Consider the following 20,272-nt stretch of genomic DNA (forward strand, 5'->3'; position numbering starts at 1 on the left):
ACCGGCGTCGGAGGGCGCGCCGGAACCGGCAGCGGCCGGCGTCGTGGCGGGGGGTGTCGAGACCATCGATGCGGCAGCCGGGTCACTCATGCCCGCACACCTCGCTCCGCTGAGCGCGAGCGGTACGCCCGCGCGGCCGGCGTTGACGATGTGACCACGGTATCGGCCCGCAGCCACGCTGGATACCCCGGCGAACATTCACCGACAAGCCCGCTGTTGCCGTCAGGCTCGCCGGCGGACGTGGCGGTGGCCGTCGCGCGGGAACGGCGGCCGGGCGGGGAGGATCTCCACGAAGGCGTACCCGCTCTTCTCCGCCACCCGGCAGGAGGCCGGGTTGTCCACCTGGTGCAGCAGTTCGAGCCGGGTCAGGCCATGCGCGGCGAAGCGGGCGAACGCCCAGGAACTGACCGCGTCCACGGCGCGCGGCGCCACTGCGCGCCCGCGGGCCGGTGCGGCCGTCCAGTAGCCCACCTCGGCGTTTGGCCGGCCGGGGATGACTTCCTTGAGCACCACGCACGCGACCAGGCGCTCCCCCTGCGAGATCGGCTCCAGCACGGCAAAGCTGAATCGGCGGTCGGCCGCCCACCCCTGCCGGCTGCGGCGCAGGAACGCGCGGGCCTCGGCGCGGGTGGTCACCGGGCACCGGGTCCAGTTCCGCAGCACCGGGTCCCGGTATGCGGCCAGCAGCGCGTCGACGTCGCCGTCGCGCCACGGCCGCAGCAGCAGTTCGGGCGCGGCGGACGTGGCCGGGGCGCGCAGGACGATCGGCATTGCCGCATTCTCCCCGGCCGCACCGACGCGCGGGCGCCCCGGGCCGATCGTTGCGGCGAGGCGGCACCGGACGTGGGGCCGCCGGAGTCGGCCATGCTGGACGGGGGCCGTGTCCGCGCCCGGCGTAGGGTCGCTGCCAGGACACGGAACGGGGGTCGTCATGGTCACGGTGGGCGCGCTGGTGGGAATCGGCCTGGTGGCGTTGGGCCTGGTGCTCACACCCGGCCCGAACATGGTCTACCTGGTGTCCCGGTCGGTCACCCAGGGACGCCGGGCCGGGCTGGTGTCACTGCTGGGGGTGGCCGTCGGTTTCCTGGTCTACCTGGCTGCCGCAGTCGCCGGGATCGCCACGGTGTTCGTGCTGGTCCCTGCGCTGTACGCGGCGGTGAAGCTGGCCGGCGCGGCGTACCTGCTGTGGCTGGCGTGGCGGGCGCTACGCCCGGGCGGGACGTCGGCGTTCACCCCGGCGCCGCTGCCGCCGGACCGGCCGCGGCGGCTGTTCACCATGGGCCTGGTCACCAACCTGCTGAACCCGAAGATCGCCATCCTGTACGTGTCGCTGCTGCCCCAGTTCGTCGATCCGGCGCGCGGACACGTGGCGGTGCAGAGCCTGCTGCTCGGGCTGACCCAGATTGTCATCGCGCTGACCGTGAACGCGCTGATCGTGCTCACCGCCGGCAGCGTGTCGGCGTTCCTCACCCGGCGTCCGACGTGGGCGAAGGTGCAGCGGTACGTGATGGGCAGCGTGCTGGCGGGTCTCGCGGTGCGGATCGCCGCGGACCGGTCCCGCGCCGCGGTCGCCGCCCCCTGACCCGGTACGCGCCCGCCCTCACCGGCGCGACTCGCGGAGCACGGCCACGCCGCCGGCCGGGACGGTCACCGCGCCGGCGACCGGCCCGCCGGTGATCAGTTCCAGCCCGGCGGCCGGGACCGGCTGAGGCCGGCCGGTGTGGTTGAGCAGGAACAGCCAGCTCCGGTCGCCGTCGCGGCGGCGGACCGCCTCCACGCCCGGCGGGGCCTGCGGGCAGACCGGGGTGACGCCGGCGGCCCGGGTCGCCTCGATGAGCAGCCGGCGGTAGGTGTCGTCGTCGGGGCGGGTGGAGACGTACCAGGTGAGGGCGTCGCCGACCCGGTGGCGGGTGACCGCCGGCGGGCCGTCGAGTATCCCGCCGAGGTACGCGGTGACCGGCTCGGCCCCGGCCAGCCGCACGGTCTCCGCCCAGATCCGGCCGGTCCCGCCGCTGCTCAGCGGCAGCCGCTCGTCGTCGGCCAGCGGGTGGAACTCTTCCACCCGCACCCCCAGCAGTTCCGGGTACGCGCCGGGGTAGCCGCCGAGGCGGATCCGGGCGTGCTCGTCGGCCACCCCGCTGAGCCAGGTGACCAGCAGGTGACCGCCGGCCCGGACGTGGTCGCGAACCCAGTCCACGGTGGCGTCGGAGGCGAGGTAGAGCGCCGGGAGGATCAGCCGCAGCACGCTTCGGCGGTCGGTGGATGCGCCCGGCAGGGACGGCTTCACGGCGCACTCCCACGGGGCGACCGGCAGCAGCCGGTCCGGGCCCACCGCGGCGGTGGGCGATGATGGGGGCGCCACCACCGGGACCCGGGACCCTCGGCGCAGGAAGCGGGCAGCTCGTGATCAGCATCCACACGCCACTCCAGGCGACCGATCTCGGCGACGTGCGGGTGGCCAACCGGGCCGTGGTCCTGCGGCACGTCCGCCTGCACGCGCCCTGTTCCCGGACCGACATCGCGGCGCACACCGGGCTCAACAAGGCCACCGTCTCCAGCCTGGTCAGCGAGCTGATCGACCGGCGGTTGCTGCGCGAGACCGGGCTGACCGAGAACCGGGTCGGCCGGCCCGCCACCATGCTGGTCCTCAACGGCGAGCCGTACGCGGGGCTCGGCCTGCAGATCGGCGCCGACGAGCTGGTCGTGGTCGCCGTCGACCTCGGCGGCAACCGGCTGCTCACCTGGCGGCGCGCCTTCGCCGCGGCGACCGCCACCCCGGGACAGACCGTGCAGGCGCTCGCCGCGCTGGCCGGGCGGGCGATCAACCGGGCCGGCGGACAGGGCCGCGGCGTGCTTGGTCTCACCGTCGGTGTACCGGGGCTGGTCGGCACCGACGACGACGTCCCGCTCGCCCCCGCGCTGGGCTGGCGGGCCGTGCCGCTCGCCGCCGAGCTGCGCCGCGCGCTGCGCGACCCGGGCTTCGCCGTCGGCGTCGACACGGACGCCAACCTCGCCGTGCTGGCCGAGCAACGACATGGCCCGTACGGCGGCACGGCCGACCTGGTCCACCTCACCGGTGGGGTCGCGGTCGGCGCGGGGCTGGTCTGCGGTGGCCAGTTGCTGCGCGGCGGCCGGGGTTTCGCCGGCGAGATCGGCCACGTGCCGCTGGACCCGTCCGGGCCGGTCTGCGCCTGCGGGCGGCGCGGCTGCCTGGCCGCGCTCACCGGCGTGGACGCCGTGGTCCGCCGGCTGCTGCCTGACGCCGACCGGGACGGCCCGGTCACCGACTACCTGCCGGAGATCGAACGGATCCAGGCCCTCGCCCGCTCCGGCGACAATGCCGTGCTGAGCGGCCTCGCCGAGGTCGGCCGGCAGCTCGGCCACGGGGTGTCCGTCCTGGCCAACCTCCTCGACCCGCAGGTGATCGTGGTCGGTGGGCACTTCGCCGCGCTGGCGCCCTGGCTGCTGCCGGCGGCCCGGGCCGAACTCGCCGCCCGCACCCTGGCCCCGCAGTCCGGCGGCTGCCGGCTGGAGGCGAGCACCCTCGGCTCGGCGGCCAGCGCCCTCGGCGGTGCCACGGCGGCCCTGGCCACCGTCGAGGCGGGACGGTTGCCGGCCGCCTGACGGCCCCGCGTTACGCACCCCTGGCCCGGCTCGGATACCTCGGCGACCAGGTGGCCGTGGACGTGGTCGACGACGGGGTCGGCTTCGACCCGGGCAGCTCCCCGGCTGGCGCCCCGGGTGGCGGCGGGTTCGGGCTGGCGGCCATGCGGGCCCGCGTACAGGCCCTCGGCGGCACTCTTGAGGTCCGGTCCGCGGCGGGCCGGGGCACGGCCGTGAGCGCCCGGCTCCCGGTGGCCTTCCGCGCGGCCGGGGGGTCACGGTGACGGGTGCGCAGATTCGGCAGCGTCTCGACGCCGACGGCCGGCTGGTCGTCGGGGCCGAGGCCGCCGCCGTGTTCACCCCCGAACTGGTTGCCGACGGGAGCGCCGAGGCCGCCGCCCTGGCCGCCGCCGCCGACGTGGCCCGTCTACGCGCGCGGCACCGGCTTCGCGCACCGTACCCGGGCCGGGATCCTCGCCGCCGCCGAGCGACTCGGGGTCGACGCGGTGGCCCTGCCCAGCGAGTAGGGCCCGGCGGCGGTCCGTCGCGACGTGGCGGCGCTGCTGGAGCGGCACCCGGACGTCACCGGCCTGGTGGTGCAGCACGAGTCGGCCGTCGGCCCGGTGCTGGCCGCGCTGCCGCTGCTCGGCCGCCGGGTACCGCAGGACGTTTCGGTGGTCGCCATCTGCCCCGACCAGCTCGCCGAGCAGTCCGGGCTCACCTGCGTACCGGTCCCCGCCGAGGAGGTCGGCCGGCAGGCGGTGACGCTGCTGATGCGGCGGCTGCGCGACGAGCCGGTGCCGGAGGTGACGCTGCTCGAACCCCGGCTGACCGTTAGGGACAGCAGCGCCCGGGCCGGCCGGTGACCCCGGGGCCGGGGCAGGCCCGGAGCGTGCGGTCCGGCTCAGAGGTTGTCCGGCTGGTGCAGCGCCGGGTGGTGCTCGCCTGGCGCGGCGTACCAGGCGGCCCGGTCCGCCCGCAGCGCGGTGGCGATCCGCAGCCGGGACCAGTCGTCCAGTTCGGGCAGGTCGTCCGGGTCGAACCAGTCGACCGCGAGGGACTCCTCGCCGTCGACCGTGGGCGCGCCGCCGACGGCCCGGCAGTGGAACCAGACGTTGAGGTACTCGCAGGCGTCGCCGTTCGGGTAGACGACCGGGTGGGTGGCTACGCCGCCGATCCGCTCGATCTCGACCTTGACGCCGGTCTCCTCGTGCACCTCGCGCAGCAGTGCGTCGGCCGGCTGCTCGCCCGGGTCGACCACCCCGGCCGGGATGGACCAGCGGCCGTTGTCGCCCCTGCGGGCCAGCAGCAGCCGCCCGGCGTCGTCGGTGACCACCCCGCTCACGCCGTAGAGCATCAGCAGGTCGTGCCCGATGTGGCGGCGCATCCGGGCGATGTAGGGCGACAGTGGCATGGCGGCACCCTACCGGTGGGGCTCCCGGTGCCGCCGCACCATGCCGGCCGCCAGTGGCGCGCCGTCCAGGTCACCGGCGGCGATCCGACCGGCGACGGTACGGCGTACCAGGCGGTCGGCGAGGGCGGGCGCGTGTCGGGCCAGGGCCAGCTCGACGCGCCCCCGGCTGGTGGTGGCGACGTCCCGGGGCGCCCGGCGGGCGGTGGCGGCCCGCAGGATCGCCGCGACGACCCCCTCGACCGGTTCCGGCCGGGACACCCCGCTCAGCGACAGCCCGGCCCGGACGGTGCTGTCGTGGATCGGTGAGGCGACCATGCTGGGGTAGACGACGCTGACCCCGACGTGCGTGCCGACCTCGTGGCGCAGCGCGTCGGCGTACGCGACCAGGGCCCGCTTGCTCACCCCGTAGGCGGCGGCCAGGGGCAGCGGCAGCAGGGCCATCCGGCTGGCCACGAAGATCACCCGGCCGTGGGCCGCCTCCAGCGCGGGCAGCGCCGCCGCCGTGGTCCGCCACGCGGCGAGCAGGTTGACCTCGAGCTGCTGCCGGACGGCATCGTCGGGGGGCAGTTCGGCGGGCGCGGGCCCGCCGACACCGGCGTTGTTGACCAGCAGGTCCAGCCCGCCGAGGCGGGCCACGGCGGCCCGCACCGCCGCGGGCACGGCGGCCGGGTCGGTCAGGTCGCAGCCGAGCACCGGCACGTCGGCGTCCTCGTCCGGGTGCAGGTCCAGTCCGGCGACCCGGGCGCCGGCGCCGGTGAGCGCGGCGCACAGGTGCCGCCCGAAGGTGCCCCGCGCCCCGGTGACCAACGCCCGCCGCCCGGCCAGCCCGTTCGCGCCGCCGGGACGGATGCCTCGCCCGCTCACCGGGCCGCCCCCGCCCGGCGCCGCCCGGCGGCCAGTTCCCGGTCGAGTTCGGCCAGGTACGCGTCGAAGTCCACCCGCATGTGCGGGCGGCGCTGCCCCCACCGGGCGGTGGCGGCGCACAGCTCGGCGCGGCAGGCCGCCGCCTGCCGCGCCGGGTCCGGTGGCGCCCAGGTGCCGGCAAGGCGGCCGGCGACCAGCCGAGCCTGCGCCTCGACCAGCGGGAACGCCGCCCCGGTGGACTGCATCAACCCGACGAACGCCAGACCGGGGGCGTCGAGGTGGAAGACGTGCCGGTACAGCGGCAGCCGGTCGGCGCCGTCGCCGAGCAGGGCGGCGTCGAGGAAGGGCACCGCCACCCGGTAGCCGGTGCACCAGACCACCAGGTCCACCTCGTCGGTGCGGCCGTCGATGAATTCGACCCGGGCCCCGGCGAACCGGGCGATGCCGGGGCGGGCGTGGATGTCGCCGTGGGTGAGCCGGGACAGCAGCCCGTCGGAGAGGGTGGGGTGGTCCTGGAGGAAGCCGTGGGCTGGTGCGGGCAGCCCGTAGCGGCTGGGCGGGCCGACGGTGGTGGTGAGCATGGTCTGGCTGATCCGCTGCCGCAGCCGCCAGGGCAGCCGGCGCGCGAGGGCCCCGTTGAGGGTGTCCGAGGGGCGGCCGAGCAGGTACTTGGGCACCACCCAGACGCCCCGGCGCAGCGACAGCAGGGTGCGGGTGGCCGCGTACGAGGCGTCGACGGCGATGTCCATCGCGGAGTTGCCGCCGCCCACCACCAGGACCCGCCGGCCGGCGAGCTGGTCGGGTCCCCGGTAGTCGTGGCTGTGCAGCTGTTCGGCGGTGCACTCGCCCGGGTAGCCGTCGGGCAGCTTCGGCACCCGGTTGTGGCCGTTGGCCACCACCACCGCCTCGACGTCGACGCGGACCGGGCCGTCGGGGCCGGTGGCCTGCACGGTCCAGGTGTCGTCGGCGGCGCGGGTCACCCGCTCGACGGTGTGCCCCAGCAGGACGTCCTCGCGCAGCCCGAACCGGTCGGCGTAGTCGGCGAGGTAGCCGGCGACGCGGGTGTGGTCCGGGTAGTCGGGCCAGTCGGCGGGCATCGGGTGGTCGGCGAACTGGGTGCGACCCTTGCTGGTGTTCAGGTGCAGGGTGCGGTACGCGGGCGAGCCCGGCGTCCCGTACACCCAGAGACCACCGACGGTGCCGGCGGTCTCGAACGCCACCGCCGGCACGGCCGCGTCACGCAGCGCCTTGAGGGTGGCCAGCCCGGCCGCCCCGGCGCCGACCACCGCCACCCTTGGCCGTGCCGCCATCCCCGCCTCCTTAATCCAACGCCCGATGGATAATGCCCAGCAAGCCGGGGGCCGTCAAGAGCCGGCCGGCGGGTACAGCCCGTCGAGGAAGCGGTGCACGAACGCCCGGAACTCCCGCCGTTCCCGGGCCCCGGCACCGCGCTGCGCGGCGAGGGCCACCACATGCCCGTGCACCGCCCAGACCAGGCTGCGCACGGTGACGTGCGGGGTCGGCTCGACCAGCGTCCCGCGCTGCGCCGCGGCGTCGAGCAGCTGCTCGACCAACCCGTACAGCGGGGCCGCGTACCGCTGGTCGAGTTCGCCGTGCCGGTGCGGCTCCAGCCAGCGGCGCAGCCACAGCGCGGTGGTCTCCGGCCGGTCCTCGAGGAAGTCCACGAAGACGTCGACCAGCTCGTGCAGCGCGCGCAGCGCCGCGCCCGGGCCGGCCGCCAGCGCGTCCCGGGCTCGTTCGCCGGCCGCGTGCAGCACCTGCTGCTCGGCCGTGAAGACCCGGGCGAAGCAGGCGTCGTACAGCTGCGCCTTGGTCCCCGTGTGGTGCGCGACGGTGGCCACGTCGACGCCGGCTGCGGCGGCGACGTCGCGCAGGCTGACGGCGTCGAAGCCACGCTCGGCGAAGAGCGTGGTGGCGGCGGCGAGGACCAGGCCGCGGGTAGGTCGCTGGTCGTCGCGGCGAGGTCGGCCCGGTCGCCGGCGGGGCATGGTCATCCCGCCATTGTTCCCCCTACAATCCATCATCCGTTGGATTGGCGGGGCGGCGCGCCCGGGGAAGGATGCGGACATGACCGGGCTCGACGGCGACGTCTCCCTGCGGCAGGGCCCCCTGTTCGGCTTCGCCGCCGGCTCGCTCGGCATGGGCGTCTGGCTGACCGTGCCGGGGCTGCTGCTGCTCTACTTCCTCACCGACGTGCTCGCCGTGGCCCCCTGGCTGGCCGGGCTGACCCTGCTGCTGCCGAAGATCGCCGACGTGGTGCTGCACCCGTGGGTGGGGCACCGCTGCGACGTCGAGCAGGCCCGCCGGGGGCACCGGCGCCGGCTGCTGCTCGCCGGCTGCGCCCTGCCGCTGGCCTTCGCCGCGCTCTTCGCGGTGCCCGGCGGGCTGACCGGCGGCACCGCCGCGGTCTGGGTGGCGCTGCTGTTCATCGCCGGGAACCTGCTGTTCGCCGCGTACCAGGTGCCCTATCTGGCCACCCCGGCGGACCTGCGGATCGGCTACCACGAACGCACCCGGCTGATGGCCTTCCGGATGATGGTCCTGACCGTCGGCATCCTGCTGTCCGGGCTGCTGGCGCCGCTGCTGGCCGGCGGGGACGCCCCCACCCGCGGCGGCTACCTGCGGATGTCGATGCTGCTCGGCGCCGGGATGCTGGTCGCGATGTTGGTCGGGGTCACCGGGATCGACCGGCTGCGGCGCGCGGCGGCCGCCCCGGCCGCGACGCACCAGGCGGGCGGGTGGCGCGCCCTCACCGAGAGCCTGCGCGACCGGCAGTTCCGCTGGCTGGTCGCCGCCTACCTGGCCATGTCCACCACCACCCACCTGATCCTCGCCGGCGTGCCCTACTACGCCGAGTACGAGCTGGGCCGCCCGAAGCTCACCACCGTGCTGGTGGCCGCCTTCCTCGCGCCTGCACTGCTGGTCACCCCGGCCTGGCTGGCGGTGGCCCGCCGGGTCGGCAAGCAGCGGGCACTGCTGGCCGCGCAGGCCACGTTCGCGGTCGGCACGCTGGTCCTCGCGGTCGGCCGGCCGGTCGGGCTGCCCGTCCTGGTCACGGTGGTGGCGGTCCTCGGGGTGGCGTTCGCCGCCCTGCAACTGCTGCCCTTCTCGATGCTGCCCGACGTGATCCGGGCCGCCGCAGCCACCCGCGCCGGCACGTACACCGGCGTGTGGACGGCCACCGAGGCGACCGGCGGCGCGCTCGGCCCGTACGCCTACGCCCTCTGCCTGGCCGTCGGGGGCTTCGTCGCCTCGGCCCCCGGCCAGACGGTGACCCAGTCACCGGCCGCCCTGGCGGCCATCCGGTACGGCTTCGGCCTGCTGCCCGCCGTCGTGATGGTGGTCGCGGTGCTGCTGCAACTCCGGTACACCCTGGACCGCGTGGCCCGCGCCGCGCCGGTGGCGGGCCACTAGACTTCGCCCCCGATGGACGCCCAGCCCGCCCCCGAGACCCGCCCCTGCGCCCACTGTGGGCGCGACGTGCCGCAGCGCGCCAGCGCCGGCCGGCCGTTCCGCTACTGCCGGGACAACGACGGCGCCTGCCAGCGCGCCTCCCGCAACTCCCGGATGCGCCACCGCAACTCTCCCGGCCTGCCCGGACAGGTCGCCCGCACCTGGGAGGCGGTGGACCGGCTCGACCAGATCGTGCAGACCCTCACCGAGGCGTTGCACGCCGAACTCTCCCCGTCCGGGGTGGAACGGCAGCTCGCCCAGCTCCGCGCCGAAACCGCCGCCCAGGTGGCGGCCGCGCACGGCGAACGGGACGAGGCCCGCCGGGACGCCGAGGACGCCGCCGCGACCGCCGCCCGGGCCCGCCAGGAGGCCCGCACGGCGCAGGCCGAGCGGGACAGCGCCGGCGAGCACGCCGAGCGGGCCGAGGCGGAGGCCGCCCGCGCCGCCGACCGGGCGGCGCGCGCCGAGGCGGCCCGGGACGAGGCACGCGGCGCGGCGGGTGCCGCAGAGGCGCTGCGGGTGCAGGCCGAGCGGGACCGCGACGCCGCCCGCCACGAGCTACGTGCCCTGCGGTCGGAGCTGGACGGCGAACGCCGGCGGGTCACCGACCTGACCGCCGAACGGGACGCCGCCCGCGCCGACGCCGAGCGGGCCACCCGCTCGGCCGCCGAGGCCCTGGCCCGCGCGGAGCAGCTACGGGCCGAGGCCGACCGGGCGCGAGCCGACGCCCAGGTCACCCGGACGGCGGCCGAAGAGGCCCGGGCGGAGGCCGGCGAGGCCCGGCGAGCCCGGGAATCGGCGGAGACCGCCCGAGAACAGGCCGAGGCGACCCGGGCGGAGGCCGTCGCGGCGACCACCGCCCTGCGGCAGGAGCTGGCCGTCCGCACCGGTGAGCGGGACGCCCTGGCCACGGAGCTGACCGCCGCGCGGGACGCCGCCGGCGCCGCCGAGGCCCGGCTGGCGGAGCTGACCGTACGGCTGGCTGCCGCCGAGGCCGACCGCGACGCGGCCCAGCGCCGGGCCGGGCAGCTCGCCGACCAGGTCAGCGACCTGGCCAGCGCCCTGGCGCGGCTCGGCACCCGGCCGGGCTGACCCGCCACCGGCTGGGACGGGGCAGCGGCGACGGCCCGCCTGCGGCGATGATGCGAACGTGGGAAAGACGTACGCGCGCATCGACGGCCGGCTGCGGACCTTCATCGAGGCACAACCGATGTTCTTCACCGCCACCGCGCCCCTGGCCGGCGACGGCACCATCAACCTCTCCCCCAAGGGCCTGCGCGGCTCCTTCGCCGTGCTCGACGAGCTGATGGTGGCCTACCTCGACTTCGCCGGCAGCAACGCCGAGACCATCGCCCACCTGCGGGAGAACGGCCGCATCACGCTCATGTGGTGCGCCTTCGACGGCCCGCCGAACATCGTGCGCGTGCACGGGCGGGGCGAGCCGGTGTTCCGCGACGACCCCCGGTGGCCCGAGCTGCTGCGCCACTTTCCCGACATCGACCCGGGCCCGCACGGGCTGCGCGCGATCGTCCTGGTCCGCGCCGAGCTGATCCGCGACACCTGCGGGTACGCGGTCCCGCTGATGACCTACGAGGCCGACCGGGACCTGCACGGCCAGCGGTTCGCCCGGGAGGACGACGCCTCGCTGAGCGCGTACTTCGCCGGCAAGGAGCATGTGGCGACCAGCATCGACGGGCTGCCCGGCCTGCCGCTGCCGCTGCCGCCGACCCCGGCGGTGTGACGCTCGGCGGGCACCGGTCAGTGGATGCCGGCCATCAGGTGCCGGATGTGCCGGGCGAACATCACCGCGCCGAGCCCCAGCACCACGGAGGCCAGCCCGAAGGTGAGGAAGTACGTCGGCTCGGGCCAGGTCTCGGCCAGCCGGGCCACCTGGCCACCGATCGCGTCGCCGACGGCGGAGGCGAGGAACCACAGGCCCATCATCTGGCTGGCGTACTTGACCGGGGCCAGCTTGGTGGTGGCCGACAGGCCCACCGGGCTCAGCGCCAGCTCACCGGCCACCTGGACGGCGTACACCGCGACCAGCCACCAGGGCGAGACCAGCCCCCCGCCCCCGCCCACGGCGGCCTGCGCGGCGGCGGCCATCAGCACGAACGACAGGCCGTTGAGGATCAGGCCGACCGCGAACTTCATCGGCGTGGACACCCGGTGCCCCAGCTTGAGCCAGAGCCAGGCGGCCAGCGGCGCGCCGATGATGATCAGGATCGGGTTGACCGACTGGAGCCAGGACGCCGGGAAGGTGAAGCCCAGCACGTCCCGGTCGGTCCGGTCGGCGGCGAAGATGTTCAGCACCGACCCGGCCTGGTCGTAGATCAGCCAGAACGCGGCGGCGAACACGAACAGCCAGGTGTACGCCTTCATCCGGCTGCGCTCGGTGGCGCTGATCTCCCGGTCGGTGAGGATCCGGGTGAAGTACCCGACGGCCACCAGCACGGTGACCAGGGTCAACAGGTTGACCACGGTGTTGACCGTGAAGAACCCGAACAGGGCGAGCACCGCGAGCACCACCAGCACGGCCAGGACGACCAGGCCGATCCGGTTCAGCGCCCGGCGCCGGTCCGCGCCCAGCAGCGGGTCGGCGGGCCGGGCGCCCGCGTCGCCCAGGTTGCGCCGGCCCAGCACGTACTGGAGCACGCCGAAGGTCATACCGATTGCGGCGGCGCCGAAGCCCAGATGCCAGTTGATCTTCTCGCCGAGGAAGCCGGTGATCAGCGGGGCGATGAAGGCGCCCAGGTTGATGCCCATGTAGAAGATCGAGAAGCCGGCGTCGCGGCGCGGCGAATCCCGGTCGTACAGGTCGCCGACCATGGTCGAGATGTTGGGCTTGAGCAGGCCGGTGCCGAGCACGATCAGGGTCATGCCGGCAAACACGCTCCACCGCACCGGGATGGCCATCACATAGTGGCCGCACGCGATGACCACACCACCCCACAGCACGCTGCGGCGGGCCCCCAGGAGCCGGTCGGCGACCCAGCCGCCGGGCAGCGCCATCAGGTAGACCATCGCGTTGTACGTGCCGTACACGGCGTTGGCGGTGGACTCGCGGATGCCCAGCCCGTTGTCGGCGACGGCCGCGGTCAGATAGAGGACCAGGATGGCCCGCATGCCGTAGAAGCTGAACCGCTCCCACATCTCGGTGAGGAACAGGGTCGACAGCGCCCGCGGATGACCGAAGAAGGTCTTCCCGCCGGGCGGTCGGGCTCCGATCGGCGCGTCACCGGCCATGCTCACCTCCGCAGGCGTGGAGGCGGCTAACATCCCCGTTGACAGGCAGATCACTCCACCGATTCGGCCCGGCCGGGGACGACCCCGCCGGGCGGCCGTGATGTCCGGCTACCCTTGGAGGGTTCCCCCACCGCGCGGACCGTTTCGGCGCGGACGGGAATGGCCCGACGAGGACGGACCGTTACACCGAGAAGACCAGCACCACCAACGAGGGGAAGCCGATCATGGGCGAGCGCATGCTGCGCGGAAGCCGCCTTGGCGCGGTCAGTTACGAATCCGACCGCAACACGGAGCTCGCGCCGCGTCAGACCCGCGAGTACCTGTGCGCCAAGGGACACCAGTTCGAGGTGCCGTTCGCCGTCGACGCCGAGGTCCCGACGACCTGGGAGTGCAAGTTCGACGGCAGCGTCGCCCGGCTGGTCGACGGCAGCGAGCCGGAGCAGAAGAAGGCCAAGCCGCCGCGTACCCACTGGGACATGCTGCTGGAGCGGCGGTCGATCGCCGAGCTGGAGGACATCCTCGCCGAGCGGCTCCAGGAGGTCCGCACCCGCCGCGGTCGCGCCTGAGCGCACCTGACGACCGAAACGCCCCCGGGGATCACCCCGGGGGCGTTTCGTCACGTACGGGGCCTTCTCACTGGACGATCTCGCCCTCGATGGCCCGGCCCGGCTCCGGCGGCTGCGGCTGTGGCGCGGGTTGCTGCGGGCCGGGCGGGGGCTGCGGCGCACCCCGGCGGACGCGGACCACGCGCGGGCCGAACAGGTCACCGGCGACCATCGACGACACCCGCCCCTCGGCGACCCGCTGCACCCCGACCCGGGCCAACCGGCGCACCGGCGGCACCAGCAACAGCAGCCCCGACACGCCGCTGACCAGGCCGGGCAGTGCCAGCAGCAGCGCCCCCAGCAGGCCGACCAGGCCGTCGGTGACCTGCCGACCGGGCGGCTGCCGGGACTCCACGGCGGCGCGGAAGCCGCGCCAGGCCCGCATCCCCTCACGGCGCAGCAGCACCAGGCCCAGCAGCGACGCCGCGAACACCAGCAGCACCGCCGCGCCGAACCCGACAGCCCGGCCCACCAGGACGAACACGGTCAGTTCCAGCACTGCGAGCAGCAGCAGGGCCGGTGGTACGTATCTCAGTCCTCGGCGCATCTCACCTCATCAGCCACGGGCGTCATCACGCCCTTCCAGCATGACACGCCGACGCTCACGGCCACCGGGCCAACGCGTCGGACCGGCGCGCCGCGGTACGCCGGTCCCGCAGCCCCCAGGTGGTGATCCGCCACAGCGCCTCGGCCACGATCAGCGGGCTCATCTTGCTGTCGCCGTGCTCCCGCTCGACGAAGGTGATCGGCACCTCGACCATCCGCACCCCGGCCCGGTGCGCCAGCCGGGACAGCTCCACCTGGAACGCGTAGCCCTGGGAGCGCACCGAGTCCAGGTCGATGGCGTCCAGCGCGCTCGACCGGTACACCCGGTAGCCGCCGGTGGCGTCGGAGACCGGCATACCCAGCGCCAGCCGGGCGTACAGATTGCCGCAGCGCGACAGCAGCAGCCGCCGCAGCGGCCAGTTCACCACCCGGGCGCCACGGGCCCACCGGGAGCCGATCACCACGTCGGCGTCGCGGGCGGCGGCCAGCAGCGCCGGCAGGTCCTCCGGGGCGTGTGAGCCGTCGGCGTCCATCTCCACCACGGCGTCGTAGCCGCGCCGCCGGGCCCAGGCGAAACCGGCCAGATAGGCCGCGCCGAGGCCTTCCTTGCCCTGCCGGTGCAGCACGTGCACGTGCGGGTCGGCACCGGCCAGACCATCGGCGATCGCCCCGGTGCCGTCCGGGCTGTTGTCGTCGGCGACGAGGATGTCCACCGCGGGCGTCGCCGCGCGGACCCGCGCCACGATCCGGCTGACGTTGTCGGCCTCGTTGTAGGTGGGGATGACCACCAGCACCCGTCCCAGGCCGGGATGGTCGACCGTCCTCCTGTCGGCTGCCACGACCACCGTCGTACCGCCTCCCCGCCGGCGTACCGGCACCGTCTCCTACCCGGGGTCGACCTCCCGGCGGCGGCGCAGCATGGCCGCGCCGGCCAGGGCCGCGACGGCGAGCGCCGCGAGGGCCATCTCCGGCCACACCCCGGCCCGGGTGGCGGGGGTACGCCCGTCACCGAGCTGCATCTGCCGTACCACCACGGCCGCGGTGTTGAACCCGGTGCTCCCGTCTACCCGCCCGTCGGGGGAAACGAACCCGGACACCCCGACCGTGGAGGCCATCAGCGCGCTGCGGCCGTGCTCGACGGCGCGCAGCCGCACCATGGCCAGCTGCTGCCGCGCCTCGGCCACGTCGAAGGTGGCGTTGTTGGTCTGGACCACCAGCAGCTGGCCACCGCCGGTGACGGTGTCGCGGACCAGGCCGTCGTAGGCGACCTCGAAGCAGATCACGTCACCGAGGCGGACATCGCCGCTGTCCAGCACCCCGGCGCGGGTGCCGGGGACGAAGTCGGAGCGGACCCGGTCGACCTCGGAACTGACCATCCGGGCGATGTTGCGCAGCGGCACGTACTCGGCGAACGGCACCGGGTGCCGCTTGGTGTAGAGCTGGTCGAGGTCGGGGCCGCTGCCGGGGCGCCACAGCAGGCCCGCGTTGCGGACCTGCCCCTCCCCAGGGCCGAGCAGCACCGCGCCGACCAGGATGGGCGCGCCGATCGCGTCGGCGGCCTGGGAGATCCGGTAGCCGGCGCCAGGGTTGCGCAACGGGTCGATGTCGCTGGAGTTCTCCGGCCACACCACCAGGTCGGGGTGGCGCTGGGTGCCGGCGGTCACCTGCTCGGCGAGCTTCAGCGTGGCGTCGACGTGGTTGTTGAGCACGGCCTGCCGCTGGGCGTTGAAGTCCAGCCCGAGGCGGGGCACGTTGCCCTGCACGATGGCGACGGTGACGGTGTCGCCGCCGCGTACGCCGGTCGGGACGAGGCCGCCGACGGCGAGCAGGGCGGCGAGGGCGGCGGCCAGCCCGGCCACCGGCCGCCACTGCCCGGCGGGCCGGCGCCAGTCCCGCCAGGCGAGGGTGACCAGCAGGCCACCGGCGAGCGCGACGGCGAAGGTGACCAGCGGGGCGCCGCCGAGCGCGGCCAGGCGCAGCAGCGGGGAGGTGTCCTGGCTGAACGCCAGCCGCCCCCACGGGAACCCCCCGAACGGGGTCCGGTCGCGCAGCGCCTCCTGCCCCACCCAGAGCAGCCCGGTCACCGCCGGCCAGGCCCACCGGTGCCGGTCGGCCAGCGGCGACACCCAGGCGGTGGCGGCGCCGAGCAGCGCCAGGTAGCCGGCCTGCAACAGGGACAACAGGAGCCACGGCAGGTAGCCGGTGTGCAGGTTGGTCCACTCCAGCAGCGGCGCGAACAGCGCCACCCCGGTAAGGAAACCCAGTCCGGCGCCGGCGCGCAGCCGCCGCCGGTGGGTGGCGGCGGCGAGCAGCGCCACCCCGACCGGGGCGAGCGCCCACACCCCGTACGGGGGGAAGGCGGCCAGCAGCGCCAGGCCGGCGACGACGGCCATGGGCAGGGCCGCGGTCAGCGGCAGGGGGCGCGGGCGCGCCCCGTCGCGTGCCACGTCGGTGGCACGGGTCTGTTCCCGGTCGAGCGTCGTCACCGGCACCTCACCACGATCACGAGCCGAAGGCTACCCGGCCCGGCCGGGTTCCGGCTGCGGCGGCCGCGCCGCGACCGGACGGCGGTGACGCGGGCCGCCGTTCCGTCCGGTTCCGGCGCCCGGTCAGCGGGCCGGCGCGGGGACGTGCAGCCGGCCGTCGTGGACCTCGGCGATCCGGTCGACGGCGCTCAGGTGGGTGCGGTCGTGGGTGACCAGGACGGTGGCGGTGCCCCGCTGGTGGGTGAGGCCGGTGATCAGGTCGATGACGGCGGCGCCACGGTCGTGGTCGAGGGCGCTGGTGGGTTCGTCGACCAGCAGCACGGTGGGGTCGTTCATCAGGGCACGGGCGATGTTGACCCGTTGGCGCTGGCCGCCGGAGAGCTGGTGGGGCCGTCGGCCGGCCTGGTCGGCGAGGCCGACGGCGTCGAGCAGCGCCATGGCCCGCGGGCGGGCCCGGGCCGGTGAACGGCCGTCGAGGTGGGCCATGACCTGGAGCTGCTCGACGGCGGTGAGGGCGGACAGCAGGTTCGGCTGCTGAAACACGATGCCGATCCGGTGCCGGCGCAGGTCGGCCAGGTCGGCGCGGGTCAGGCCGGTGGTCGGGGTACCGGCGACGGTGACGGTGCCGGAGTCGGCGGTGATCAGCGTGGCGGCGACGGCCAGGAGGCTGGACTTGCCGGAGCCGGAGGGGCCGACGACCGCGGTGAGCGTGCCCGCGGGGGCGTCCAGGGTGATCCGGTCGAGGGCGGTGAGGCGGCCGCCGCCGTCGGGGTAGGTGAGGGTGATGTCGGTCAACGTCAGGCTCATCGGGCGCTCCCCAGGGCGGTCAGCGGGTCGACGGAGGTGATCCGGCGGATGGACAGGGCGGCCCCGAGCACGCCGAGGACGATGATCACGGCGGCGGGGACGGCCACGGTGGCCGGGGTGAGCCGGAACGGCACGGCGGAGCCGGCGACGAGGGCGCCGAGGCCGGCCGCCGCGGCGGCGCCGACCAGGGTGCCACCGGTCAGCAGGACGGCGGCCTGGCCGAGCGCGTCGCGCAGCAGGTTGGCGGTGGCGGCGCCCAGGGCCTTGAGCACGGCCACGTCGCCGCTGCGCTGGATGGTCCACACGCTGAAGAACGCGCCGATGACCAGCGCGGCGATGGCGAACAGGAAGCCGCGCATCAGTTGCAGCGAGCCGTTCTCCGCCGCGTACGAGCCGATCGCGGCGAGCGAGTCGCCGGTGCGCACCGTCGTCGTGCCCGCGGCGGCGTCACCGGCGGACACGTCGACGGTCGAGGTGGTGGACAGGGCGATGACGGTGGCGGTGGGGCCGGCCACCCCGGTGGGGGGCGCGGCGGCGCGCCAGGTGTCGAGGCTGACCCAGATCACCGGGGTGTGGCTGTAGGAGGCGTGCCCGGCGACGGCGGCGACGGTCAGCGTCCGCCCGCCGAGGGTGACCGGGTCGCCGGCCCGCACGTGCAGGTCGTCGGCGGCCGGTACGGACAGCACGGCCGACCGGGCGTCGATCCGCCCGCCGTCGGGGGCCAGCGGCGAGCCGGCGCGCACGCCGAACGCGGTCACCGCGACGCCGCCGTCCCCGGCGGCGGCCCGGGTGGTGGTGATGCCCAGCGGTTCGGCGCTGGTGACGCCGGGAGTCGCGGCCCAGCGCCGCCACTGGACCTCGGTGACGGTGGAGTCGGCGTACGACAGGTCCTGCCCGTGGGCCGGCGCGGCGAAGGCGATCCGGTCGGCCGGCAGGTCGCTGACGGCGGAGACATTGTCCCGGCCCAGGCCCGCGGTGAGGCCGGACAGCAACCCGACCAGCAGGCTGATCAGGGCGACGACGGCGCCCATGAGGGCGAACCGCCCTCGGGCGAACCTCAGGTCTCTCCATGCCACGTACACGACGGGTCCCTGCCCTCTCGACGGCGGATGCGTTGCCCCTCCACGGTCGCCGCCGGAGGTGGTGGTGGGCATCTGGCGCAGGAGGGCACTTCGCGGGCCGTCGGTGGGTGGGCGGTTTCCATCTTTTGGCAGAGGGCGGGACGGGGACCGGCGCCTAGGCTGGAAGAACTGTGAACACGGCCGCCACCACCACCGTCACGCCGGGCTCCCGGGCGCTGGCCTGGTGCCTGCACCTGCTGGTCGCCGGCCTGCTCGTCCTGGCCGCCGGCCGGGCGGTGGCCGGCGCCGCGTCGCACGCCGCCGCCGTCGTGGTCGCGGCGGTGGCGCTGGGGCTGGCGTACGCGGCCGGTGGGCTGCTGCCCCGCGCCCGGTCCCCGCGGCGGGTCGCGGCGGGCTGGCTGGCCGTGCTCGGCGCGCTGTGGCTGGTGCTGCTGGTCCTGTCCGCCGACGGGGTGTGGCTGGCCTTCCCGCTGTACTTCCTGCAACTGCACCTGCTGCCCCGCCGCGCCGGCCTGGTCGCCGTGACGGCCACCATGCTCGCGGCGATCGTCGCGTTCACCGCCCACCGGGGCGAGTTCACCCTCGCGGTGGCGGTCGGTCCGACCCTCGGCGCCGTGGTGGCGGTCGCGGTGGTGTGGGGTTACCAGGCCCTGTACCGGGAGAGCGAGCAGCGGCGGCGGCTGATCGACCAGCTCACCGCGGCCCGCGCGGAACTCGCCGCAGCCGAGCACACCGCCGGGGTGCTGGCCGAACGGGAACGCCTGGCGCGGGAGATCCACGACACCATCGCCCAGGGCCTGTCCAGTATCCAGTTGCTGCTGCGCGCCGCCGAGCGGGCCCTGCCCGACGCCGCCGACACCGCCGCCCGGCACGTGGCGCAGGCCCGCCAGGCGGCCGTGGACAACCTGGCCGAGGCCCGCCGGTTCGTCGCCGCGCTCGCCCCGCCGGCGCTGGAGGGCACGACGCTGCCGGACGCGTTGCAGCGGCTGTGCGCCACCACGTCCGCCCGGCACCGGCTCGCCGCCGGCTTCCACCTGGCCGGTGACCCGGTGCCGCTGGCGACCGCGCAGGAGGTCGCCCTGCTGCGGGTCGCCCAGTCGGCCCTGGGCAACACGGTCCGCCACGCGCGCGCCACCGCCGCGCAGGTGCGGCTCGGATACCTCGGCGACCAGGTGGCCGTGGACGTGGTCGACGACGGGGTCGGCTTCGACCCGGGCAGCTCCCCGGCCGGCGCCCCGGGTGGCGGCGGGTTCGGGCTGGCGGCCATGCGGGCCCGCGTACAGGCCCTCGGCGGCACTCTTGAGGTCCGGTCCGCGGCGGGCCGGGGCACGGCCGTGAGCGCCCGGCTCCCGGTGGCCTTCCGCGCGGCCGGGGGGTCACGGTGACGGGTGCGCAGATCCGGCTGCTGCTGGCCGACGACCATCCGGTGGTGCGGGCCGGGCTGCGGGCGGTGCTGGAGACCGAACCGGGGCTGCTGGTGGTGGCCGAGGCCGCCACCGCGGAGGAGGCCGTCACCCGGGCCGCCGAGGGTGACGTCGACGTCGTGCTGATGGACCTGCGGTTCGGTCGGGGGATGACCGGCGCGGAGGCCACCGCCGCGATCACGGCCCGCCCGGGTGCGCCCCGAGTGGTGGTGGTGACCACCTACGACTCCGACGCCGACACCCTGCCGGCGATCGAGGCCGGAGCCACGGGCTACCTGCTCAAGGACGCGCCGCCGGAGGAACTGGCGGCGGCGGTGCGTACGGCGGCGGCCGGGCGTACCGCGCTGGCGCCGTCGGTCGCCGACCGGCTGCTGCACCGGCTGCGCAGTCCCGCCACGACACTGACCCGACGCGAGACCGACGTGCTGGTGCTGGTCGCCGAGGGACTGTCCAACCGGGCCGTCGGCCAGCGGCTGCACCTGACCGAGGGGACGGTCAAGTCGCACCTGGCGCGGATCTACACCAAGCTGGGCGTCGACTCGCGGACGGCGGCGGTCGCCGCCGCCACCGACCTCGGACTGATCCGCCGCTGACCCCCGCAGCTCCCCTGCCCCCCGGGCCACACCTGCTCGGCGTCCGGTTCGCCCTGCCGGCCGGGGCGAGCCGGAGCAGCCGTCGGAGGTCAGCTGTTCCGGTTCGAGCCGGATGTCAGCGCGCCCGT

The 20,272-nt window shown here is 75.7% G+C and carries 22 protein-coding genes and 1 pseudogene; 11 read left to right on the forward strand and 12 right to left on the reverse strand.

What is annotated here, in order from left to right:
• Positions 1-222: 222 nt before the first annotated feature.
• Entirely contained in the window at positions 223-771 is a 549-nt protein-coding gene (locus ACL02O_RS15605) for a GNAT family N-acetyltransferase (protein ID WP_412818786.1), read from the reverse strand.
• 160 nt (positions 772-931) lie between these two features.
• On the opposite strand from ACL02O_RS15605, the gene ACL02O_RS15610 reads away from it, so the two are divergent.
• Positions 932-1,582 (forward strand): LysE family translocator, encoded by a 651-nt coding sequence (locus ACL02O_RS15610; protein ID WP_412818787.1) that lies wholly within the window; start codon positions 932-934, stop codon positions 1,580-1,582.
• A gap of 18 nt (positions 1,583-1,600) precedes the next feature.
• Here the strand turns inward: ACL02O_RS15610 and ACL02O_RS15615 are convergent, their stop codons facing one another.
• Positions 1,601-2,362 carry a beta-galactosidase gene (locus ACL02O_RS15615; RefSeq protein WP_412818788.1) on the reverse strand — a complete coding sequence of 254 codons (762 nt, stop codon included), beginning with the start codon at positions 2,360-2,362 and terminating at the stop codon, positions 1,601-1,603.
• A 41-nt stretch (positions 2,363-2,403) separates the two neighbouring features.
• Between ACL02O_RS15615 and ACL02O_RS15620 the strand changes: the two genes are divergently transcribed.
• The 4 genes from ACL02O_RS15620 (at position 2,404) to ACL02O_RS15635 (ending at position 4,469) form a co-directional block, all read left to right on the forward strand.
• The gene (locus tag ACL02O_RS15620; RefSeq protein WP_412818789.1) at positions 2,404-3,624 is read left to right on the forward strand and encodes an ROK family transcriptional regulator; all 1,221 of its coding nucleotides are present in this window, start codon (positions 2,404-2,406) and stop codon (positions 3,622-3,624) included.
• 50 nt (positions 3,625-3,674) lie between these two features.
• Positions 3,675-3,887 carry an ATP-binding protein gene (locus ACL02O_RS15625; protein WP_412818790.1) on the forward strand — a complete coding sequence of 71 codons (213 nt, stop codon included), beginning with the start codon at positions 3,675-3,677 and terminating at the stop codon, positions 3,885-3,887.
• A gap of 87 nt (positions 3,888-3,974) precedes the next feature.
• Positions 3,975-4,130: a hypothetical protein gene (locus tag ACL02O_RS15630; protein WP_412818791.1), complete on the forward strand. Its 156-nt coding sequence runs from the start codon at positions 3,975-3,977 to the stop codon at positions 4,128-4,130.
• Between the two features lie 24 nt (positions 4,131-4,154).
• Positions 4,155-4,469, forward strand: a complete 315-nt coding sequence (locus ACL02O_RS15635) for a substrate-binding domain-containing protein (protein WP_412818792.1) — start codon at positions 4,155-4,157, stop codon at positions 4,467-4,469.
• Between the two features lie 38 nt (positions 4,470-4,507).
• On the opposite strand, the gene ACL02O_RS15640 is transcribed toward ACL02O_RS15635, so the two are convergent.
• Genes ACL02O_RS15640 through ACL02O_RS15655 form a run of 4 tightly spaced genes read right to left on the reverse strand, consistent with a single transcriptional unit; the run spans position 4,508 to position 7,896 of the window.
• Positions 4,508-5,017: an NUDIX hydrolase gene (locus ACL02O_RS15640; RefSeq protein WP_412818793.1), complete on the reverse strand. Its 510-nt coding sequence runs from the start codon at positions 5,015-5,017 to the stop codon at positions 4,508-4,510.
• A 9-nt stretch (positions 5,018-5,026) separates the two neighbouring features.
• Complete coding sequence (locus tag ACL02O_RS15645; RefSeq protein ID WP_412818794.1) at positions 5,027-5,881, reverse strand: SDR family NAD(P)-dependent oxidoreductase; 855 nt, start codon at positions 5,879-5,881, stop codon at positions 5,027-5,029.
• Complete coding sequence (locus ACL02O_RS15650; RefSeq protein WP_412818795.1) at positions 5,878-7,191, reverse strand: flavin-containing monooxygenase; 1,314 nt, start codon at positions 7,189-7,191, stop codon at positions 5,878-5,880. The genes ACL02O_RS15645 and ACL02O_RS15650 overlap by 4 nt, the downstream gene beginning before the upstream one ends.
• Positions 7,192-7,245: 54 nt before the next feature.
• Entirely contained in the window at positions 7,246-7,896 is a 651-nt protein-coding gene (locus ACL02O_RS15655; protein ID WP_412818796.1) for a TetR/AcrR family transcriptional regulator, read from the reverse strand.
• 73 nt (positions 7,897-7,969) lie between these two features.
• Between ACL02O_RS15655 and ACL02O_RS15660 the strand changes: the two genes are divergently transcribed.
• Genes ACL02O_RS15660 through ACL02O_RS15670 form a run of 3 tightly spaced genes read left to right on the forward strand, consistent with a single transcriptional unit; the run spans position 7,970 to position 11,096 of the window.
• A complete protein-coding gene (locus ACL02O_RS15660; RefSeq protein WP_412818797.1) occupies positions 7,970-9,316 on the forward strand; it encodes an MFS transporter in 1,347 nt (448 codons plus the stop codon).
• A 12-nt stretch (positions 9,317-9,328) separates the two neighbouring features.
• Positions 9,329-10,447 carry a hypothetical protein gene (locus ACL02O_RS15665; RefSeq protein ID WP_412818798.1) on the forward strand — a complete coding sequence of 373 codons (1,119 nt, stop codon included), beginning with the start codon at positions 9,329-9,331 and terminating at the stop codon, positions 10,445-10,447.
• 58 nt (positions 10,448-10,505) lie between these two features.
• Positions 10,506-11,096: a pyridoxamine 5'-phosphate oxidase family protein gene (locus ACL02O_RS15670; RefSeq protein ID WP_412818799.1), complete on the forward strand. Its 591-nt coding sequence runs from the start codon at positions 10,506-10,508 to the stop codon at positions 11,094-11,096.
• 17 nt (positions 11,097-11,113) lie between these two features.
• Here the strand turns inward: ACL02O_RS15670 and ACL02O_RS15675 are convergent, their stop codons facing one another.
• Complete coding sequence (locus ACL02O_RS15675; protein WP_412818800.1) at positions 11,114-12,601, reverse strand: peptide MFS transporter; 1,488 nt, start codon at positions 12,599-12,601, stop codon at positions 11,114-11,116.
• Positions 12,602-12,825: 224 nt separating this feature from the next.
• Here ACL02O_RS15675 and ACL02O_RS15680 point away from each other — a divergent pair, with 224 nt between their 5' ends.
• Complete coding sequence (locus ACL02O_RS15680; RefSeq protein ID WP_046564157.1) at positions 12,826-13,167, forward strand: RNA polymerase-binding protein RbpA; 342 nt, start codon at positions 12,826-12,828, stop codon at positions 13,165-13,167.
• Between the two features lie 67 nt (positions 13,168-13,234).
• Here the strand turns inward: ACL02O_RS15680 and ACL02O_RS15685 are convergent, their stop codons facing one another.
• From ACL02O_RS15685 to ACL02O_RS15705, 5 genes and pseudogenes are all read right to left on the reverse strand, one after another.
• Complete coding sequence (locus ACL02O_RS15685; protein WP_412818801.1) at positions 13,235-13,753, reverse strand: FxsA family protein; 519 nt, start codon at positions 13,751-13,753, stop codon at positions 13,235-13,237.
• A gap of 55 nt (positions 13,754-13,808) precedes the next feature.
• Positions 13,809-14,597: a polyprenol monophosphomannose synthase gene (locus ACL02O_RS15690; protein WP_412818802.1), complete on the reverse strand. Its 789-nt coding sequence runs from the start codon at positions 14,595-14,597 to the stop codon at positions 13,809-13,811.
• Positions 14,593-16,258: pseudogene (gene lnt / locus ACL02O_RS15695) on the reverse strand (apolipoprotein N-acyltransferase); the annotation flags it as partial. The gene ACL02O_RS15690 and the pseudogene lnt, both read right to left, overlap by 5 nt.
• Positions 16,259-16,361: 103 nt before the next feature.
• On the reverse strand, positions 16,362-17,045 hold the full coding sequence (locus tag ACL02O_RS15700) for an ABC transporter ATP-binding protein (RefSeq protein ID WP_412818803.1): 684 nt from the start codon (positions 17,043-17,045) through the stop codon (positions 16,362-16,364).
• Positions 17,042-18,076 (reverse strand): ABC transporter permease, encoded by a 1,035-nt coding sequence (locus ACL02O_RS15705; protein ID WP_412818804.1) that lies wholly within the window; start codon positions 18,074-18,076, stop codon positions 17,042-17,044. The genes ACL02O_RS15700 and ACL02O_RS15705 overlap by 4 nt, the downstream gene beginning before the upstream one ends.
• A gap of 221 nt (positions 18,077-18,297) precedes the next feature.
• Here ACL02O_RS15705 and ACL02O_RS15710 point away from each other — a divergent pair, with 221 nt between their 5' ends.
• A complete protein-coding gene (locus ACL02O_RS15710) occupies positions 18,298-19,512 on the forward strand; it encodes a sensor histidine kinase (protein WP_412818805.1) in 1,215 nt (404 codons plus the stop codon).
• Complete coding sequence (locus tag ACL02O_RS15715; RefSeq protein WP_412818806.1) at positions 19,509-20,144, forward strand: response regulator; 636 nt, start codon at positions 19,509-19,511, stop codon at positions 20,142-20,144. The genes ACL02O_RS15710 and ACL02O_RS15715 overlap by 4 nt, the downstream gene beginning before the upstream one ends.
• Positions 20,145-20,272 lie beyond the last annotated feature (128 nt).

This window comes from Micromonospora mangrovicola (assembly GCF_047200535.1).
Taxonomy (GTDB): domain Bacteria; phylum Actinomycetota; class Actinomycetes; order Mycobacteriales; family Micromonosporaceae; genus Micromonospora.